The 19958-nt window shown below is 68.2% G+C and carries 14 protein-coding genes and 1 pseudogene; 9 read left to right on the forward strand and 6 right to left on the reverse strand.

Annotation, left to right across the window (positions count from 1 at the left end; all coding sequences use genetic code 11):
• Positions 1 to 14 precede the first annotated feature (14 nt).
• Positions 15 to 347: an ArsR/SmtB family transcription factor gene (locus WB794_RS12360; protein ID WP_337336164.1), complete on the reverse strand. Its 333-nt coding sequence runs from the start codon at positions 345 to 347 to the stop codon at positions 15 to 17.
• A 190-nt stretch (positions 348 to 537) separates the two neighbouring features.
• Here WB794_RS12360 and WB794_RS12365 point away from each other — a divergent pair, with 190 nt between their 5' ends.
• Positions 538 to 2175: an FMN-binding glutamate synthase family protein gene (locus WB794_RS12365; RefSeq protein WP_415926692.1), complete on the forward strand. Its 1638-nt coding sequence runs from the start codon at positions 538 to 540 to the stop codon at positions 2173 to 2175.
• A 28-nt stretch (positions 2176 to 2203) separates the two neighbouring features.
• Here the strand turns inward: WB794_RS12365 and WB794_RS12370 are convergent, their stop codons facing one another.
• From WB794_RS12370 to prpB, 4 genes are all read right to left on the reverse strand, one after another.
• A complete protein-coding gene (locus WB794_RS12370) occupies positions 2204 to 3643 on the reverse strand; it encodes a bifunctional 2-methylcitrate dehydratase/aconitate hydratase (protein ID WP_337336165.1) in 1440 nt (479 codons plus the stop codon).
• A gap of 235 nt (positions 3644 to 3878) precedes the next feature.
• Positions 3879 to 6506, reverse strand: a complete 2628-nt coding sequence (acnD, locus tag WB794_RS12375) for a Fe/S-dependent 2-methylisocitrate dehydratase AcnD (RefSeq protein ID WP_337336166.1) — start codon at positions 6504 to 6506, stop codon at positions 3879 to 3881.
• Between the two features lie 244 nt (positions 6507 to 6750).
• Positions 6751 to 7908, reverse strand: coding sequence for a bifunctional 2-methylcitrate synthase/citrate synthase (prpC, locus tag WB794_RS12380; RefSeq protein ID WP_337336167.1), 1158 nt, complete (start codon positions 7906 to 7908; stop codon positions 6751 to 6753).
• A 93-nt stretch (positions 7909 to 8001) separates the two neighbouring features.
• On the reverse strand, positions 8002 to 8889 hold the full coding sequence (gene prpB, locus WB794_RS12385) for a methylisocitrate lyase (protein WP_337336168.1): 888 nt from the start codon (positions 8887 to 8889) through the stop codon (positions 8002 to 8004).
• A 573-nt stretch (positions 8890 to 9462) separates the two neighbouring features.
• Here prpB and ilvD point away from each other — a divergent pair.
• The 8 genes from ilvD (at position 9463) to ilvA (ending at position 19457) form a co-directional block, all read left to right on the forward strand.
• Positions 9463 to 11121 carry a dihydroxy-acid dehydratase gene (gene ilvD, locus WB794_RS12390; RefSeq protein ID WP_337336169.1) on the forward strand — a complete coding sequence of 553 codons (1659 nt, stop codon included), beginning with the start codon at positions 9463 to 9465 and terminating at the stop codon, positions 11119 to 11121.
• Positions 11122 to 11270: 149 nt separating this feature from the next.
• Positions 11271 to 12287, forward strand: coding sequence for a ketol-acid reductoisomerase (ilvC, locus tag WB794_RS12395; protein WP_337336170.1), 1017 nt, complete (start codon positions 11271 to 11273; stop codon positions 12285 to 12287).
• 150 nt (positions 12288 to 12437) lie between these two features.
• Positions 12438 to 13982 carry a 2-isopropylmalate synthase gene (locus WB794_RS12400; RefSeq protein WP_337336171.1) on the forward strand — a complete coding sequence of 515 codons (1545 nt, stop codon included), beginning with the start codon at positions 12438 to 12440 and terminating at the stop codon, positions 13980 to 13982.
• A gap of 198 nt (positions 13983 to 14180) precedes the next feature.
• Complete coding sequence (gene leuC, locus WB794_RS12405; RefSeq protein WP_337336172.1) at positions 14181 to 15593, forward strand: 3-isopropylmalate dehydratase large subunit; 1413 nt, start codon at positions 14181 to 14183, stop codon at positions 15591 to 15593.
• Positions 15593 to 16171: a 3-isopropylmalate dehydratase small subunit gene (gene leuD, locus WB794_RS12410; RefSeq protein WP_337336173.1), complete on the forward strand. Its 579-nt coding sequence runs from the start codon at positions 15593 to 15595 to the stop codon at positions 16169 to 16171. The genes leuC and leuD overlap by 1 nt, the downstream gene beginning before the upstream one ends.
• A gap of 56 nt (positions 16172 to 16227) precedes the next feature.
• Complete coding sequence (locus tag WB794_RS12415) at positions 16228 to 16788, forward strand: hypothetical protein (RefSeq protein ID WP_337336174.1); 561 nt, start codon at positions 16228 to 16230, stop codon at positions 16786 to 16788.
• A gap of 25 nt (positions 16789 to 16813) precedes the next feature.
• The gene (gene leuB / locus WB794_RS12420; RefSeq protein ID WP_337336175.1) at positions 16814 to 17884 is read left to right on the forward strand and encodes a 3-isopropylmalate dehydrogenase; all 1071 of its coding nucleotides are present in this window, start codon (positions 16814 to 16816) and stop codon (positions 17882 to 17884) included.
• A 10-nt stretch (positions 17885 to 17894) separates the two neighbouring features.
• Positions 17895 to 19457: a threonine ammonia-lyase, biosynthetic gene (gene ilvA / locus WB794_RS12425; RefSeq protein WP_337336176.1), complete on the forward strand. Its 1563-nt coding sequence runs from the start codon at positions 17895 to 17897 to the stop codon at positions 19455 to 19457.
• Between the two features lie 360 nt (positions 19458 to 19817).
• Here ilvA and WB794_RS12430 read toward each other — a convergent pair.
• Positions 19818 to 19931: pseudogene (locus WB794_RS12430) on the reverse strand (phage integrase N-terminal SAM-like domain-containing protein); the annotation flags it as partial.
• Between the last annotated feature and the right edge of the window lie 27 nt (positions 19932 to 19958).

Raw genomic sequence — 19958 nt, forward strand, 5'->3', positions numbered from 1 at the left:
TTCGGAGGCGACGCTCATGGGCACGCACAGGCCGGTGCAAGGGTGTCGTTGGCTTCGCAGGTGCCGCCCTGGCAACAATGCTCGGTCAGGTAGCCGAGCAGCGTGTTCATCTGCGCGAAGTTCGCGCGGTAGATCAGGTTGCGGCCCTGCGGTTCGATCGTGACCAGACCGGCGTGGGCCAGCCCCTTGAGGTGGAAAGACAAGGTGTTGCGGGCCACGTCGAGCCGGTCGGACAGCGCGCTGGGGATGAGCCCATCCGGGCCGGCCACGACCAGGGTGCGGAACACGCGCAGCCGCTGGGCATGGGCCAGGGCGCTCAGGGCGGAAACGGCGTCGGCTTCGTTCATCGTTCAATGATACATCAATCATCGAACCATTGTGCAACCCCATGTTGCGGATCCCGCCGGCGCGATACACCCGGCCGCGTCGTGCGCAAGACCGGTGGCCCGGATCCGCGTACCGCGACGCGACCGCCGCGCGGGCGGGCGCGATGCCGCATCGCTATGCTGCGGACCTTGGCTTTGGGAGACCCTGCGCATGTTCGCCTCGCGCTATCTGGTGTTCTGGTGCTGCCTGGTCGGCAGCGTGCTTTGCGCGCTGATGCTCTGGCGCGGCGGTGGCGCGGGCTGGTACTGGCCGCTGGGCATCCTGGGCGCGCTGACCCTGTCCGGCATCGTCGACCTGCTGCAGCGGCGCAGCACGCTGCGGCGCAACTACCCGGTGGCGTCCTATGTGCGGTTCCTGGTGGAGTCGTTCCGGCCGGAGATCCGCCAGTACCTGATCGAGGGCGACGATGACGAGGTGCCGTTCTCGCGGGTGCAGCGCTCCATCGTCTACCAGCGCGCCAAGGGCGTGCTCGAAACCCGCCCCTTTGGCAGCCAGAACGCTTTTTACAAGCCCGGCTACGAGTGGATGAACCACTCGCTGGAGCCGGCCGAAATCACCTCGCATGATTTTCGCGTCGACATCGGCGGGCCGCAGTGCGCGCAGCCGTACTCGGCCAGCGTGTTCAACATCTCGGCGATGAGCTTCGGCGCGCTCTCCGCCAACGCCATCCTCGCGCTCAACGAGGGCGCCCGCCGCGGCGGCTTCTATCACGACACCGGCGAAGGTTCGATTTCGCGCTGGCACCGCAAGAACGGCGGGGATCTGGTCTGGGAAATCGGCTCGGGCTACTTCGGCTGTCGCGATGCGCAGGGGCGCTTCGACCTGGAACGCTTCCGCGCCAACGCGATCGACCCGCAGGTGAAGATGATCGAGATCAAGCTCAGCCAGGGGGCCAAGCCGGGGCAGGGCGGCATCCTGCCTGCGCCGAAGGTTTCAGCCGAGATCGCCGAGGCGCGCGGCGTGCCGATGGGTGAGGACTGCCTGTCGCCGGCGCGCCACAGCGCGTTCGAAGGGCCGACCGGGCTGCTGGAATTCCTCCAGACCCTGCGCGAGGCCAGCGGCGGCAAGCCGGTGGGATTCAAGCTCGCCATCGGCCATCCCTGGGAATGGTTCGAGATCGCCAAGGCGATGCGTGCCACCGGCATCCTGCCCGATTTCATCGTGGTGGACGGCGGCGAAGGCGGCACGGGCGCGGCGCCGCTGGAGTTCATCGACCACGTCGGCGTGCCGATGCGCGAGGGGCTCATGCTGGTGCACAACACCCTGGTCGGCCTCGACCTGCGCGACCGGATCCGCATCGGTGCGGCCGGCAAGATCACCACCGGGTTCGATCTGGCCTGCGTGCTGGCGCTGGGCGCGGACTGGGGCAATGCGGCGCGCGGCTTCATGTTCGCGCTCGGCTGCATCCAGGCGCTCAAATGCCACACCGGCCAGTGCCCGACCGGGATCACCACCCAGGACCCGAAGCGGCAGCGGGCGCTGGATGTACCCGACAAGTCCGAGCGCGTGGCGCGCTTCCACAAGGCCACGCTGCGCGCGCTGGGCGATCTGCTGGCGGCGGCCGGCCTCACCCATCCCGATCAGCTGGGACCCGAGCACATCATGCGTCGCGTTTCGGGCAGCGAAGTGCGCTCGCTCGCCGCGCTGCACGCCTGGCTCAAGCCCGGCGAACTTCTTTCCGGCACGCCCGGACACGCGGTGTTCCAGCGCTTCTGGACCGAGGCCACGCCCGATCGCTTCGCGGTGCCGGAGGAGCTTCTGGCGAGGCGCGCGAGCCGGGCGATCTAGAGCGGCAGCGCGATCGGCGCTGCCGCGATCAGCCTGGCACGAGTAGATCCATGAACTCGCGCACCGGCATCTTCTCCAGCGCCGCCTGATCCAGCGCCACCGCCAGGATCTGCGCCTGTCGCGCCGGCGAAAAGCGTCGCGCCAGGTTGCGTCGGAACTTGGCTTCCAGCAGGGGAATGCCCTCGGCGCGGCGGCGGCGATGGCCGATCGGGTATTCGACCAGCACCTCGTCCATCACCGTGCCGTCGGTGAAGCTCACGGACAGTCCGTTGGCGATCGAGCGCTTCTCCGGATCGTGGTAGTCGGCGGTGAACTGCGGGTCTTCCACGCAGCGGATCTTCGCGCGCAGCGTGTCGATGCGCGGATCGGCGGCGACGGCATCCTCGTAGTCGGCCGCGGTCAGCCGCCCGAAGATCAGCGGCACCGCCACCATGTACTGGATGCAGTGGTCGCGGTCGGCGGGATTGTCGAGCGGGCCCTGCTTGTCGATGATGCGCACGCAGGCGGCCTGGGTCCGGATCACGATCTTGTCGATGTCCTCGACGCGGCGGCCGGTCGCCTTCAGCTTCTGGTGCAGGATCATCGCCGCCTCCACCGCGCTCTGGGCGTGGAACTCGGCCGGATAGCTGATCTTGAACAGCACGTTCTCGGCCACATAGCTGCCGAAATCGCGCTCGAAGCGGAATTCCCGGCCCTGGAAAGAGACGTCGTAGAACCCCCAGGCCGGCGCGGTCAGCGCGCCCGGATAGCCCATTTCCCCGCGCTGTGAAATCAGCGCCAGGCGCACCGCGCGGCTGGTCGCATCGCCCGCCGCCCAGCTCTTGCGCGAGCCGGTATTGGGCGCGTGGCGGTAGGTGCGCAGGCTCTGCCCGTCCACGAACACCTGCGACAGGGCGGCCAGGGATTGCTCGCGATCCAGCCCCAGCAGCCGGCACGCCACCGCGGTCGAGGCCAGCTTCACCAGCGCCACGTGGTCGAGGCCGACCTGGTTGAAGGAGTTCTTCAGCGCCATCACGCCCTGCACTTCATGCGCCTTGATCACGCACTCGAGCACCTCGCGCATCGTCACCGGATCGCCGCTGCGGCTGCGCCAGTCGGCCAGCGCCAGGATCGCGCCGAGGTTGTCGGAAGGGTGCCCCCACTCGGCCGCGAGCCAGGTGTCGTTGTAGTCCAGCCAGCGGATCGTCGCGCCGATGTCGAACGCTGCCTTCACCGGATCGAGCTGGTGCGCCGTGCCCGGCACCCGCGCCCCGTTGGCCAGCGTCGCGCCCGGCACCACCGGCCCCAGCAGCTTGGTGCAGGCCGGATAGTCGAGCGCCTCGAAGGCGCAGCCGAGCGAGTCGATCAGGATGTGCCGCGCCGTGGTCCAGGCCAGCGCCGATTCGGGCCGGAAGTCGCGCACATAGTCGGCGATGCGCACCAGCACCTCATCCCAGTCCGGCCGGGTGTTGTCGTTGAAACTGCTCATTGCGACTGATCCTTATTCGCGTTCAGTCCCGCAATTCTACTCCCGCGCCTCGCCCCGCCGGTCATCCGGTGCCGAAACGCTGCTCCCGGCGTGCTTTTTGTCTCCGGATGCCTGGTTCGGCGCGTTGTTCCCGGGTGCGTCCGCCTGCCGTGCGGCATCGGTCCGGAAAACGCCGTGCGGTCCGTTCGGAGCCGCGCTGCCGCAGACCGGCCCCGGATCATGTCCGGGGCAGGCTCTACGTGGCCGACGCCGTTCCGCGGTTGGCTTCGATGAAGTCCTGGGCGAAGCGCTGCAGGACGCCGCCGGCGCGGTAGATGTGCACGTCTTCGTCCGAGTCGAGGCGGCAGGTGACGGGAACGTCCGCGGTTTCGCCGCTCCTGCGGCGAATGACGAGGGTGAGCGTTGCGCCGGGGGCGATGTCGCCGCGCACGTCATAGGTTTCGGTGCCGTCGATGGCGAGCGTCTTGCGGGTGGTGCCGGGCTGGAACTGCAGCGGCAGCACGCCCATGCCGACGAGATTGGTGCGGTGGATGCGCTCGAAGCCTTCGGCGGCGATGGCCTCCACGCCGGCCAGGCGCACGCCCTTGGCGGCCCAGTCGCGGCTCGAACCCTGGCCGTAGTCGGCACCGGCGATGATGATCAGCGGCTGCTTGCGCTGCATGTAGGTTTCGATCGCCTCCCACATGCGCATTACCGTGCCGTCGGGTTCAACGCGGGCCAGCGAGCCCTGCTTCACTTCGCCGTCCACCACCGCCATTTCGTTGACCAGCTTGGGGTTGGCGAAGGTGGCGCGCTGTGCGGTGAGATGGTCGCCGCGGTGGGTGGCGTAGGAATTGAAGTCCTCCTCCGGCAGGCCCATTTTCGCCAGGTATTCGCCCGCCGCGCTGGACGCGAGGATGGCGTTGGAGGGTGAAATGTGGTCGGTCGTGATGTTGTCGGGCAGCACCGCGAGCGGGCGCATGCCGGTGAGGCTGCGTGCACCCGCCAGCGCGCCGTCCCAGTAGGGCGGGCAGCGCACGTAGGTGCTCATCTCGCGCCACGGGTAGAGCGGATCGTGTGACGCCGTCCCGGCGGCGCGGCGCGCGAACATCGGCTCGTAGATGCGGCGGAACTGCTCGGGCTTCACGTGCGCCTTCACGACCGCGTCGATCTCCGCATCGGAAGGCCAGAGGTCCTTGAGCGTGACGGGCCTGCCGTCGGCATCGGTGCCCAGCGCGTCCTTCTCGATGTCGAAGCGCACCGTGCCGGCGAGCGCGTAGGCGATCACCAGCGGCGGCGAGGCGAGGAAGGCTTGCTTGGCGTAGGGGTGGATGCGCCCGTCGAAGTTGCGGTTGCCCGACAGCACCGCGGTCACGTAGAGGTCGCGCTCCAGCACTTCCTTCTGGATCGCGGGATCGAGCGCGCCGCTCATGCCGTTGCAGGTGGTGCAGGCGAAGCCGACGATGCCGAAGCCCAACTGCTCCAGCTCGGGCAGGAGGCCGGATTCCTCCAGGTACAGCTGCACCGCCTTCGAGCCGGGCGCGAGCGAACTTTTGACCCAGGGTTTGCGGCTGAGGCCGCGGGCGTTGGCGTTGCGCGCCAGAAGTCCCGCGGCGATCACGTTGCGCGGGTTGGAGGTGTTGGTGCACGAGGTGATGGCGGCGATGATCACCGCGCCGTCCGGGATCCGCCCCTCGGCTTCGTCGCGGCGCGCCGCGGCGAGCTTGGACTCGTCCGCGATGCCGCGCTCGGAAAGATCGCTCACCGGCAGGCGGCGGTGCGGATTGCTGGGGCCGGCGAGGGTGCGGGTGACGTTGGAAAGATTGAAATGCAGGCTGCGCTCGTACTGCGCTTCGGCCAGCGCGTCGGCCCAGAAGCCGCAGTGCTTGGCATAGGTTTCCACCAGCGCCACCTGCGCGTCGCTGCGGCCGGTGAGCTTCAGGTAATCGATGGTGTTGTCGTCGATGAAGAACATCGCCGCCGTGGCCCCGTACTCGGGTGCCATGTTGGAAATCGTGGCGCGATCGCCGATGGTCAACGCCGCCGCACCGGGGCCGCGGAACTCCAGGTAGGCACCGACCACGCGCTCCTTGCGCAGGAACTCGGTCAGCGCCAGCACCACGTCGGTGGCGGTGATGCCGGGGCCGGGGCGGCCGGCAAGCTCCACCGCCACGATGTCGGGCAGGCGCATCATCGAAGCGCGCCCGAGCATCACGCTTTCGGCCTCCAGCCCGCCGACGCCCACCGCGATCACACCCAGCGAATCGACGTGCGGGGTGTGCGAATCGGTGCCCACGCAGGTGTCGGGGAAGGCCACGCCGTCCTTCACGTAGACCACCGGCGACATCTTCTCCAGGTTGATCTGGTGCATGATCCCGTTGCCCGCCGGGATCACGTCGACGTTGTCGAACGCGCCCTTGCACCACTCGATGAAGTGGAAGCGGTCGGCGTTGCGGCGGTCCTCGATGGCGCGGTTTTTGGCGAAGGCGTCCGGATCGAAACCCGGCGCTTCCACCGCCAGCGAGTGGTCCACGATGAGTTGTACCGGCACCACCGGGTTCACCTGTGCCGGATCGCCGCCTTCCCTGGCGATCGCCTCGCGCAGGCCGGCGAGATCCACCAGCGCGGTGAGGCCGAGGATGTCGTGCGTGACCACGCGGGTGGGGAACCACGGGAAATCGAGATCGCGCCGGCGCTCGATCAGCTGGCCCAGATACGCGGGAACATGCGCCGGATCGGCCATGCGCACGAGGTTCTCGGCGTGCACCCGCGCCGTGTACGGCAGCCCCGCCCAGGCCCCGGGCCGGATCGCGTCCACCGCCGCGCGGGCGTCGAAGTAGTCGAGGGAAGTGCCGGGAAGGGGTTTGCGGTGCTGGGAGTTCATGGCTTGGACCGGGATTCGGGATTGGGGATTCGGGATTTGAAGGGCTGGCGCCGCGCGCGTCTGTAGGAGCGGCCTTGGCCGCGATCGGGCCTCGGGAGAACCGAGGCGTTCCGCGCTGCCTCGGCGCCAGGGTCGCGAGCAAGCTCGCTCCTACAGCGCACACGCTTCGCCACGAGGTGTATCGCGGCCAAGGCCGCTCCTACAGTCCAACCCCTCTCCCGGCGGGAGAGGGGCTCAAAGCGGATCAGGCGCGCTCGGCCAGCGGCACGAACGTGCGATCTTCCGGCCCGGTGTAATTGGCGCTGGGGCGGATGATCTTGCCGTCGATGCGCTGTTCGATCACATGGGCGCTCCAGCCGGCGGTGCGTGCCAGCACGAACAGCGGGGTGAACATCGCCGTGGGCACGCCCATCATGTGGTAGCTCACCGCGCTGAACCAGTCGAGGTTGGGGAACATCTTCTTGATGTCCCACATCACCGATTCCAGCCGCTCGGCGATGTCGTACATCTTCATGTTGTCCTGCTCGGCGGAAAGCTCGCGCGCGACCTCCTTGATGACCTTGTTGCGCGGATCGGAAACGGTATAGACCGGATGCCCGAAGCCGATGATGACTTCCTTCTTCTCCACGCGGGCGCGGATGTCGGCCTCGGCGTCATCTGGATTCTCGTAGCGCTTCTGGATCTCGAACGCGACCTCGTTGGCACCGCCGTGCTTGGGCCCGCGCAGCGCGCCGATGCCGCCGGTGATGCACGAATGCATGTCGCTTCCGGTGCCGGCGATGACGCGGCAGGTGAAGGTGCTGGCGTTGAACTCGTGCTCGGCGTAGAGGATCAGCGAGGTGTGCATGGCGCGCACCCAGGAGTCGCGCGGCTTCTCACCGTGCAAAAGGTGCAGGAAGTGGCCGCCGATGGAGTCGTCGTCGGTCTCCACGTCGATGATCCGGCCGTTGTGGCTGTAGTGGTACCAGTACAGCAGCATCGAGCCGAAACTGGCCATCAGCTTGTCGGCGATGTCGCGCGCGCCGGGATGGTTGTGGTCGTCCTTCTCCGGCAGCACGCAGCCGAGCACCGAGACGCCGGTGCGCATCACGTCCATCGGATGCGCCGAGGGCGGCAGTTCTTCCAGCGCCGACTTCACCGCGGCGGGAATGCCGCGCAGCGCGCGCAGCTTGGCCTTGTAGGCGGCCAGTTCGGCGCGGTTGGGCAGCTTGCCGTGCACCAGCAGGTGCGCGATTTCCTCGAATTCGCAGGTCTGCGCCAGGTCGAGGATGTCATAGCCGCGGTAGTGCAGGTCGTTGCCGGAGCGGCCCACGGTGCACAGCGCGGTGTTGCCGGCGGCTGTGCCGGACAGGGCGACGGATTTCTTGGGCTTGAAGCCGGGGACGGTGGTGGATTCGCTCATGGGGTTTCTCCAAGGTGGGTCGGGGTTGCATCCCCGACGGCTTCTGATCGGATTCAACCCGGCACGTCGGAGGCGCAGCCTCGACCTGCGGGATCATTTCTTCGCCGCAAACAGTGCGTCGAGCTGTTGTTCGAAGGCGTGGTAGCCGATCCGGTCGTACAGTTCCTCGCGGGTCTGCATGGTGTCGACCACGCTGCGCTGGTGGCCGTCGCGGCGCACCGCGGTGTAGACGTTTTCCGCGGCCTTGTTCATGGCGCGGAAGGCCGACAGCGGGAACAGCTGGATCGCCACGCCCGCCGACGCCAGTTCGTCACGCGAGAACAGCGGGGTGGCACCGAACTCGGTGATGTTGGCCAGCACCGGCACCTTCACCGCATCGACGAAGCGGCGATAGGTGGCAAGGTCGTACGCCGCCTCGGCGAAGATGCCGTCGGCACCGGCCTCGACGCAGGCGATGGCGCGCTCGATCGCGGCGTCCACGCCGTCGACCTGGATCGCATCGGTGCGCGCGATCAGGAAGAAATCCGGATCGGTCCTGGCATCGGCGGCGGCCTTCACGCGATCCGCCATCTCGCCCTGCGGGACGATTTCCTTGCCGGGCCGATGACCGCAGCGCTTGGCCCCGACCTGGTCCTCGATGTGGCAGGCGGCGGCGCCGGCCTTGATCAGGCTCTTGACCGTGCGCGCGATGTTGAAGGCGCTGGGGCCAAAGCCCGTGTCGATGTCCACCAGCAGCGGCAGGTCGCACACGTCGGTGATGCGGCGCACGTCGATCAGCACGTCTTCCAGCGTGTTGATGCCCAGGTCCGGCAGGCCCAGCGAGCCTGCGGCCACGCCGCCGCCGGAGAGATAGATCGCCTTGAAGCCGGCGCGCCTGGCCAGCAGGGCGTGGTTGGCGTTGATGGCACCGATCACCTGCAGCGGCGATTCGGCGGCAAGGGCGGCGCGGAAGGCAGCACCGGCGGAGCGTGGTTGGGTCATGGTGTCATCCTCGTGAAGCCGATTGCACGGCATCGGCCAGTGGGCTTTCCGGCGGCGCGGCATGGAACCGATCGCGGCAGCCGGCCCGGGTCCGATGCACCCGGTCGGCGGGCTGCGGCGCGCCGAGTTCGTGTCCAGCCCCGAAAGTCGCCGCCGGAAACGTGCATTGTAGCCGGCCTGTCCGCCGTCCTCGCTCTGAACCCCGGTTCACTTTTTCGCCTCCGCCCGTTCCCCGGCGTGAGGCCGAACCGGCATCGTCGTGCGGTTTTGCGCATCGGTGCGCGGTTTTCGCTGCACTGCAGCTTGATTTTTCGTTCAGGGCTTGACAAGGCCGGATGTTGCGGTACAGCATCGGGCCATGTCTTCCAGCCAGTCCCAACGCGAGTCGTCCCGGAAGCCGCAGCCCGCCCACGGTGCGCTCCTTCTTGGTCTTGGACTCATTAGCCGATACCCGTGCGGAACGGCGGCTTGGGCCTGACGAAGCAGAACCTCCCAAGATACCGAAACCCCGCACCGGCCGCCGGATGCGGGGTTTCCTGTTTCTGGGCCTGACGAAAAGCAACGGAACCCGCCATGCACAGCGACGCCATCAAGACCGGACCCGACCACGCCGCCGCGCGCGCCATGCTGCGCGCCACCGGATTGAGCGGCGAGGACATCAGAAAGCCGCTGATCGCGGTGGTTCACACTTGGACGGACGTGTCGCCCTGCAATCTCAACCTGCGCGACCTGGCGCAGGACGTGAAGCGCGGGGTGATCGAAGCCGGCGGCACCCCGTTCGAGTTCAACACCATTGCCGTCACCGACGGCATCGCGATGGGCAGTCCGGGCATGTGCGCGTCCCTGCCTTCGCGCGAGGTCATTGCCGATTCCATCGAGCTGGCGGTGCGCGGCCACTGCCTGGACGGCGTGGTGGTGCTGTGCGGCTGCGACAAGACCATTCCGGCCGCGGCGATGGCGCTGGCGCGCCTCGATCTTCCCGGCCTGATGCTTTACGGCGGCAGCATCATGCCCGGCTGCCACAAGGACCAGGCGATCACCATCCAGGACGTGTTCGAGGCGGTCGGCGCGCACGCGGCCGGCACCATCGACGACAGGGAGCTGGAGGAAATCGAAGGCGAGGCCTGCCCCGGTGCCGGTGCCTGCGGCGGCCAGTTCACCGCCAATACCATGGCGCTGGCGACCACCTTCCTGGGGCTCGCGCCGGTGGGCTTCAACGACATCCCCGCGCCCGATCCGGCCAAGCACGCCGCCGCCCACGCCTGCGGCCTGCGGGTGATGGAGCTGGTGCGCCAAGGTATTTCCGCGCGCTCTTTCGTCACCCCCGAATCGGTGCGCAACGCCACCGTGGCCGCCAATGCCACCGCAGGCTCGACCAACACCGTGCTGCACATGCTGGCCATCGCGCGCGAGGCCGGGTTTCACTTCGAGCTGGACGCCTTCGACGAAATCTCCCGCCGCACCCCGGTCATCGCCGATCTGAAACCCGGCGGTCGCTTCATGGCTCCCGACATGCACGCCGCGGGCGGCTCGCGCCTGCTGGGCCAGCGTCTGATGGAAGCGGGCCTGATCACCGACCAGCCCACGGTCAGCGGCAAGACCCTGTTCGAGGAATTCGCCAGCGCGCAGGAAACCCCGGGCCAGGAAGTGCTGCTGACCATCGAGAAGCCGGTCAAGGCGCGCGGCGGCTACGGCATCGTTTACGGCAACATCGCGCCCGACGGCTGCGTGGTGAAGCTCGCCGGACACGAGGCGCTGCGCTTCGAAGGCACGGCGCGCGTGTTCGACGGCGAAGACGCCGCCTTCCGGGCCGTGCAGCACCGCCGGATCGTCGCCGGCGACGTGGTCGTGATCCGCGGCGAAGGCCCGGTCGGCGGCCCCGGCATGCGCGAGATGCTGGCCGTCACCGCCGCACTGATCGGCCAGGGCCTGGGCGGCGAAGTCGCGCTCATCACCGACGGGCGGTTCTCCGGCGCGACCTACGGCTTCATGGTCGGCCACATCTGCCCGGAAGCCGCGCTCGGCGGCCCCATCGGCAGGCTCGTCGACGGCGACCGCATCGTGATCGATGTCGATGCCCGCACCATCTCCACCGACGCCGACCTCGATGCCCGCCCGGTGTCCTGGCAGCCGCACCGGGTCGAAGAATCCGGCGCGCTGGCCAAGTTTGCGGCGCTGGTTTCTCCGGCGTCGGAGGGTGCCGTGACGGCGTTTCCGCCCAGGCGGGAATAGGGAATGGGGAACGGGGAATCGGGGGAGGGCTCATCGCAACCCCGAACTTCCGCTCCATCCCCACCTGTACCGCCAACCCACAGCCCACGAATCCCCGCTTCTAACCATTCTCCATTCTCCATTCACCCTTCCCGCAACGGAGTTGCCTCATGAAAACCTACACCACCGCCGACGCCAATCCCGCCGCGCTGCGCGACAAGCTCACCGTCATCTACGGCTACGGCAGCCAGGGCAGGGCGCATGCGCGCAACCTGCGTGATTCGGGGTTCAACGTGCTGGTGGCCGCACGCCCCGATGGTGCCAGTTTCAAGCAGGCGCAGGAGGATGGTCTGGCGGTGGATACGCCGGAGAACGCGATTCCGAAGGCCGACCTGATCGCGCTGCTGACGCCCGACATGGTGCAGGCCGAACTGTATGAACAGATCGTTGCGCCGCTCGCCAAACCGGGCGCGGCGCTGCTGTTCGCGCACGGCTTCAACGTGCATTTCGGTGCCATCACCCCGCGCCAGGATCTGGACGTGATCCTGGTCGCGCCCAAGGGCCCCGGCGCGCTGGTGCGCAGCCAGTACGAGGAAGGCCGCGGCGTGCCCTCGCTGTTCGCGATCCATCAGGACGCCACCGGCAAGGCCAGGGAGCTCTCGCTGGCCTACGCCGACGGCATCGGCGGCACCCGCGGCGGCGTCATCGAGACGACCTTCCCGGAGGAAACCGAAACCGATCTGTTCGGCGAGCAGGCGGTGCTGTGCGGTGGCGCGACCGAGCTGGTGGTGATGGGTTTCGAGACCCTGGTGGAAGCCGGCTACCAGCCCGAGATCGCCTATTACGAAGTACTGCACGAGTTGAAGCTGATCGTCGACCTGCTCAACGAGGGCGGATTGGCGCGCATGCACCAGTTCATCTCCGAAACCGCGCAGTACGGCGACCTCACGCGCGGCCCGCGCGTGGTCGACGAGCACGCGCGCACGCAGATGCGCCAGGTGCTCAAGGAAATCCGGGACGGCACCTTCGCACGCGAGTGGATCGCCGAGCACAAGGCCGGCCGCGCCAACTACCAGGCCCTCAAGCAGAAGGATCTGGACCACCCGATCGAGGAGGTGGGCCGCCGGCTGCGCGCCTCGATGAGCTGGCTGAAGGATTCGGCATCGGCGAAGAAGGCTGCTGCCTGATCCAGGTAACCGGAGGCTTCGCCTGTGTTTGCGAAGCCCCCAAACCACGTCATCCCAGCCTTCGCCGGGATGACGGATCGAGGGGTTTCCCGGGCTTTTCAGGAATCCCCGAAACACCGCGTTTCCCGAACCACCGCAACGAGGCACGCCATGAGCGATCACGTACGCATCTTCGATACCACCCTGCGCGACGGCGAGCAGTCGCCCGGCTGCTCCATGACCACGCCTCAGAAACTTCTCCTTGCGCAGCAGCTCGCGGACCTCGGGGTGGACATCATCGAGGCCGGCTTCGCGGCGGCCAGTCCGGATGACTTCAACGCGGTGAAGTCCATCGCCAAGCTGGTCAGAGGCAGCACCGTGGCCGCACTGGCACGCTGCCAGCGCGAGGACATCGAGCGCGCGGCGGCGGCGGTGGAGCCGGCGGAAAAGTCACGCATCCATGTCTTCATCGCCACCTCGGACCTGCACATGGAGCACAAGCTGCGGATGCGCCGCGAGGAAGTGCTCGAGTCCATCGCCACCCACGTCGCGCTGGCGCGCTCGTACTGTGCGGACGTGGAGTTTTCGGCCGAGGACGGCTCGCGCTCGGATCGCCAGTTCCTCGCCCGCGCGCTGGAGGTGGCAATCGATGCGGGAGCCACCACGCTCAACATTCCCGACACCGTGGGCTACGCGGTGCCGGCGGAGTACGGCGAGCTGTTCGCCTGGCTGCGGGCGAACGTGCGCGGTGCCGATCAGGTCGTCTTTTCCTCGCACTGCCACGACGATCTCGGCCTGGCTGTCGCCAACTCGCTGGCCGCCGTCGAGAACGGCGCGCGCCAGATCGAGTGCACCATCAACGGCATCGGCGAACGCGCCGGCAATGCCGCGATGGAAGAGATCGTGATGGCGCTGCGCACCCGCAAGCCGTATTACGGCCTGGAAACACGCATCAACACGCCGCGCCTGTACGCGGTTTCGCGCCAGCTGGTTTCGCTCACCGGCTCGCAGATCGCGCGCAACAAGGCCATCGTCGGCGAGAACGCCTTCGCGCACGAATCGGGCATCCACCAGCATGGCATGCTGCGCAACCGCGCCACCTACGAAATCATGTCGCCCGAAGACGTCGGCGTGCCGCGGTCCTCGCTGGTGCTGGGCAAGCACTCGGGTCGCGCCGCGCTGGCCGACCGCTTCAAGGCGCTGGGCCATAGCCTGGACGAAGAGGCGCTGAACCGCGCCTTCGCCGCGTTCAAGGCACTGGCGGACCGCAAGAAAGAAGTGTTCGACGCGGATCTGGAAGCCATCGCGCTGGGTTCCAGCGGCGAAGAGACCGGCCCGTGGTGCCTCACGCGCCTGCAGATCGCCGGCCGCATCGGGCAGGGTGGCAATCCCGAGGCGCTGATCGAGCTGGAGCACGCCGATGGCCGCAAGCTGCGCCAGGCTGCGCTCGGCGATGGGCCGGTGCATGCGATGTTCTCGGCCATCGAATTCGCCACCGGCTTCCACTACGGGCTCAAGGACTACCAGGTGCGCTCGCTGTCCGTGGGCGAGGACGCCCAGGGCGAGGCGCGCGTCACCGTCCACGCCGACGGCCGCGACTACCACGGCCGCGCCGTCTCCACCGACGTGCTCGAAGCCAGCGCCCTGGCCTATCTGGAAGTGGTCAACCGCTTCGAGCGGCGGCGCGCGCTGGTCGCGCAGAGCGAGGCGGCCTGATTTTCGGTTCCCTCTCCCCCGCTTGCGGGGGAGAGGGGGCAGGGTGAGGAGGCGAGCGCCGCAGGCGCGAGTGCTTCTGCTTTTCCAGACCGGAAGCCCCCCTCACCCCAGCCCTCTCCCCCGATGGGATCGGAGAGAGGGAGCACACAGCCGCCGGTCCTCAATCCCGATTCCCGATTCCGATTCCGATTCCCGCCAATGAAAACCATCATCGACAAAATCTGGGACGCGCACTGTGTGCGCCCGGAATCCGACGACGCGCCGGCGGTGCTCTACGTGGACCTGCACCTGGTCCATGAGGTCACCACGCCGCAGGCCTTCGATGAGCTGCGCGCGCGCGGGCTCGCGGTGCGCCGCCCGGAGCGCACCCTGGCCACGCTCGATCATTCGACGCCCACCCTGCCGGCCAATCCGGACGGCACGCTGCCGTACAAGGACGCGGCCACGAGGAACCAGGTCGACACCATGCTGGCCAACTGCCGCGAGTTCGGCATCACCCTGCACGGCTTCGATTCGGGCCAGCGCGGCATCGTGCACGTGATGGGGCCGGAGCTGGGCGCGACCCAGCCGGGCATGACGATTGTCTGCGGCGACTCGCACACCGCCACCCACGGCGCGTTCGGCGCGCTCGCGTTCGGCATCGGCACCACGGAAGTGGGCCACGTGCTGGCGACCCAATGCCTGCTGCAGCGCCGCCCGAAAACCCTCGCGGTCACGGTCAACGGCACCTTGCCGCCGGAGGCCACGGCCAAGGATCTGATCCTGCACATCATCGGCGTGCTGGGCATGGACGGCGGCACCGGCCACGTCATCGAGTATCGCGGCGAGGCAATCCGTGCGCTCTCGATGGAAGGGCGCATGACGGTGTGCAACATGAGCATCGAAGCCGGCGCGCGCGCCGGCCTGATCGCGCCCGACGAGGTCACCTTCGCCTACCTGCGCGGCCGCCCGAACGCGCCGCAGGGCGCCGATTTCGACGCCGCGGTGGCGTGCTGGAAGCAGCTCGTCAGCGATCCCGACGCACGCTATGACCGCGAGGTCGTGATCGACGCCGCCGACGTGCGCCCCACCGTCACCTGGGGCACCAATCCCGGCCAGGTGATCGCGGTGGACCAGCACGTTCCCGCGCAGCGCACCGCCGCCGCCGCGCGCAGCCTGTCCTACATGGGATTCGACGGCGACGCGCCGCTGCTCGGGCGCAAGGTGGACGTGGTGTTCGTGGGCTCCTGCACCAACGGCCGCATCGAAGACCTGCGCGCCGTCGCCGGCGTGCTGCGCGGTCGCAAGGTCGCCAGCCACGTGCGCATGCTGGTGGTGCCCGGCTCCGAAGCGGTCAAGCGCCAGGCCGAGGCCGAAGGCATCCACACGGTCATCCTCGCCGCTGGCGCGCAGTGGCGCGAGCCAGGCTGCTCGATGTGTCTGGCGATGAACGGCGACGAGGTCGGCGCAGGCGAACTCTGCGTCTCCACCTCCAATCGCAACTTCGAGGGCCGCCAGGGCAAGGGCGCGCGCACCGTGCTGGCGAGCCCCGCCACCGCCGCCGCCTGCGCCGTCGCCGGCGTCATCGCCGATCCGCGCCAGTACCCGCCGCTTGTCGAGGAGGCCGCCTGATGGAACCCTTCACCCGCTTCGAATCCGTGGTTGCCGTGCTGCCGCAGGAAAACATCGACACCGACCAGATCATCCCGGCGCGTTTCCTCACCACCACGCAGCGCGCCGGCATCGGCCAGGGCTGCTTCGCCGACTGGCGCTTCGATGCCGACGGCAACGAGCGCCCGGATTTCCCGCTGCACCGCCCCGAACTGCGCGGCGCCGGCATCCTCGCCGCCGGCCGCAACTTCGGCTGCGGCTCCTCGCGCGAGCACGCGCCCTGGGCGCTGTACGACTACGGCATCCGCGCGGTGATCTCCACCCGCATCGCCGACATCTTCCGCAACAACGCGCTGAAAAACGGCGTGCTGCCCATCGTCGTCTCCGACGCCGACTGGCAGCGCATCGCCGGCTTCGAAGGCCGCAAGATCGTTGTCGATCTGGAGGCCCTGTGCATCGAACTGCCCGATGGCTCCACCATCGCCTTCGAAATCGAAGCCTTTGCCCGCGAGTGCCTGCTCAAGGGTGTGGACCAGCTCGGGTATCTGTTGCTGCAAGAGGGTGCAATCAGCGCGTTCGAGCAAGCACGGGCGGCGTAACCCCGCCTCACGGCGCGGTGCGTTGCATGGCTCTCCCACGACCTGCGGGGCTTCCCATGGAAAACGTCTCCAACACGCTGCGCATCCTTCTCGCTGCCGGCTTCGCGGCCAGTACGCCTGCGCAGGCGGATTCGGTCGTGGATGCCGCGTGCCAGACCACCGAGTTCAGGCCTGTCTGGGAAGACACCAACGCCGAACTGCCCTACAGCGCATTCCGCCTGGAAGTGCTGCCGGATTCCGCCCGCACGCCCGGCAACTTCGTCGCCACCATCGCAAAGCGCAGCACCGCCACCATCGAACTGGTACGCCCCACGCGCGCTTGTCGATGGGAGCTGACGGTTGACGATTGCCCGGCCATTGCCGATGTCGCCAATGCCGTGGAGCAACTGAGCATCCCGGTCGGCAAAGGCCATGCCGCAGAACTGGATCGCATCACCCTGCACGGCAACACCTACCGCTTGCAGGTGCGTGGCAACAGCGGCCAACGCCATTCCATTTCCTATTACAGCGATTACGACAATCCCATCCTCGATTTGATCAACGACGCCCGCGAAAGCCTGCTGGCGTGTGTGCCGAAGTCGCTGCAGGATTTTGTCGATCCGCCGTCCAACCACTGACCCTTCTTCCATACAAGACGCACTCATGAAAGCAACCATCGCCCTCCTCCCCGGTGACGGCATCGGCCCCGAAGTCGTTGCCCAGGCGCGCATCCTCCTCGACGCCATCGCCGCCCGCTTCGGCCACACCTTCACTATTGAGGAAGGCCTGATCGGCGGCATTGCCATCGATGAAACCGGCGATCCGCTGCCGCCGGAAACCGTCGCGCTGTGCGAGCGCGCTGATGCTGTGCTGCTGGGTGCGGTCGGCGGGCCGAAGTGGTCCGATCCCAACGCTCCCGTGCGTCCCGAACAAGGTTTGCTGAAACTGCGCGCCACCCTCGGCGTCTATGCCAACCTGCGTCCGGTCGCACCGCATCCGGCGGCGGCCAAATTCGCGCCGCTCAAGCCGGAGCTGCTGGAGGGCGTGGACCTGCTGTTCGTGCGCGAGCTTACGGGCGGCGCCTACTTCGGCGAAAAGGGCCGCGAGGACAACGGCCGCGTGGCCTTCGACGTGGCGCGCTATTCGGTGGAGGAAATCGAGCGCGTCACCCGCCGCGCCGCACAACTCGCGCGCGGGCGTCGCAAGAAGATCACCCACGTCGACAAGGCCAACGTGCTGGAAACCTCGCGCCTGTGGCGCAGCGTGGTCACGCGCGTGTTCGGCGACGAGTTCCCGGACATCGAATTCGAGCACGTGCTGGTCGATGCGATGACCATGCACCTGCTGCACCGCCCCGCCAGCTTCGACGTGATCCTCACCGAAAACCTGTTCGGCGACATCCTCACCGACGAAGCCTCGGTGCTGGCCGGTTCCATGGGCCTCTTGCCCAGCGCCTCGATCGGCGATGGCAGGGCGGGACTGTACGAACCGATCCACGGCTCGGCCCCGGACATCGCCGGGCAGGGCATCGCCAATCCCTACGCGACGCTGCTCTCGGTCGCGCTGCTGCTGCGCCATTCGCTCGGACTGGACGCCGAAGCGCGCGCGGTGGAAAGCGCGGTGTCGCAGGCGCTCGATGCCGGTGTGCTCACGCGCGATCTCACCGCCGAAGGCGCGGTATCCACCTCGCAGGCCGGCGAATACGTCGCAGCACGCGTGCGCGAAGCTGCATGAGCACCACCCCATGAACCGTCCGCACCCCGCTTCCGACGACGACACCGCCTGGCTGCGCGCCATCCTCACCGCGCCGGTCTACGACGTGGCCGAGCGCACGCCGCTCGACCTCGCGCGCCGCCTTTCCGCGCGCCTCAACAACACCGTGCTGCTCAAGCGCGAGGACGAACAGCCGGTGTTCTCCTTCAAGCTGCGCGGTGCCTACACCCGCCTGGCGCGGCTCACGCCCGAGGAACGCGCGCGCGGCGTGCTGGCGGTGTCCGCCGGCAACCATGCGCAGGGCGTGGCGCTGGGCGCGCGCAAACTCGGCATCGACGCGGTGATCGTGATGCCGGCCACCACGCCGCGCATCAAGTCCGACACGGTCGAAGCGCTGGGCGCGCGCGCGGTGCTGCACGGCGATTCCTACGACGATGCCGCGGCGCACGGCATGGCGCTGGCAAAAGCCGAAGGCCGCATCCTGATCCATCCCTACGACGACCCCGACGTGATCGCCGGCCAGGGCACGGTGGCGATGGAGCTGATGGCCCAGCATCCGGGCAGGCTCGACGCGGTGTTCATTCCCGTCGGCGGCGGCGGATTGGCGGCGGGCATGGTCACCTATCTCAAGGCGCTCGATCCCTCGGTGCGCGTGATCGCGGTGGAGCCCGATGACGCCGCCTGCCTCAAGGCCGCCATGCTGCTGGGCGAGCCGGTGCCGCTGGAGCACGTCGGCATCTTCGTCGACGGCTGCGCGGTGCGGCAGGTCGGCGCGCTGCCGTTCGAACTTCTGCGGCGGCGCATCGACGAAGTCATCACGGTCGATTCGGACCAGGTATGCGCGGCGATCCGCGACGTGTTCGAAGACACCCGCTCCATCGTCGAACCGGCCGGTGCGCTCGCCGTGGCCGGCATCAAGCGCTGGTGCGCGAACAACCCCGGCACCGGGCGCACCTTCGCTGCGGTGCTGAGCGGTGCCAACATGAACTTCGATCGTCTCGGCTACGTCTCCGACCGCGCCGGCGTGGGCGAACAGCACGAGGCGCTGTTCGGCGTGACCATCCCGGAGCGGCGCGGTGCCTATCTCGACCTGATCCGCGCCATCGGCCAGCGCGCCATCACCGAATTCAACTACCGCTACCACGGCTCCAGCAACGCGCAGATTTATCTGGGCGTCGCGCTCAAGGGCGGCGGTGCCGAACGCACCGCCCTGGCCGACACCCTGCGAGGTGCCGGATATCCCGTGGCCGATTACACCGACAGCGAAGTCGCGCACGAGCACGTGCGCTACCTCGTCGGCGGCCCCGCGCCGCTGGCGCGCGAGCGCATCTTCCGTTTCGAGTTTCCCGAGCGCCCCGGCGCCCTGCGCCACTTCCTCGAAACCCTCGGCAGCCGCTGGAACATCAGCCTGTTCCACTATCGCAACCACGGTGCCGCCGATGGCCGCGTACTGTGCGGGTTCGAAGTGGCCGAATCCGACGATGCCGCTTTCGCCGCAGACCTGGAGAAACTCGGCTACTGGTACACGGAGGAAACCGGCAACCCCGCGCTGCTGCAGTTCGGGCTCGGCGGCGCTGCCATCCCCGACAGCTAGCCCGCGCGCACCACCCCGCGTCGAAGCGTTCGCAGGCCGTCAGGCAAGGCGGATCAATGGTCCCCGCAGGCCGCAATGCCCACCGCGTTATCCGCCATCCCCGCGAAGGCCGGGATCCATGCTGCTGCCAGGGAATGGGGTGGACAGACCTTCGTCCATCAGAAACAGCAATTCGGCGAGGCACGACGGCAGAAACTTGTTCAGACCTTTCTTCAGATAATCCGGCTCAGGCTGGGAGCATCGCCGCAGGCCGCCCCTGCGCGGGTGACCCAAGTCGGGAGCACAGTCGTAGGTCGCCCCTGCGCGGGCGACGGGCTTTGGAACGGCGGCAGCTGGGGCATGCCGCAGGTCGCCCCGTCGCGGATGCCGCCTGCCATTGGCGAGAATGAAGCGTCGAATCCAGCCGACGTACGCCTCCTCGGTGCGTCGCGCCAACCCGAGCCGGCGGAGCCTGCCGCGCACCTCGTCCAGCAGACGCGGGCGCGGCGACGCGTCCGCTGG

The organism is Denitratimonas tolerans, assembly GCF_037203605.1.
GTDB lineage: Bacteria > Pseudomonadota > Gammaproteobacteria > Xanthomonadales > Xanthomonadaceae > Denitratimonas > Denitratimonas tolerans.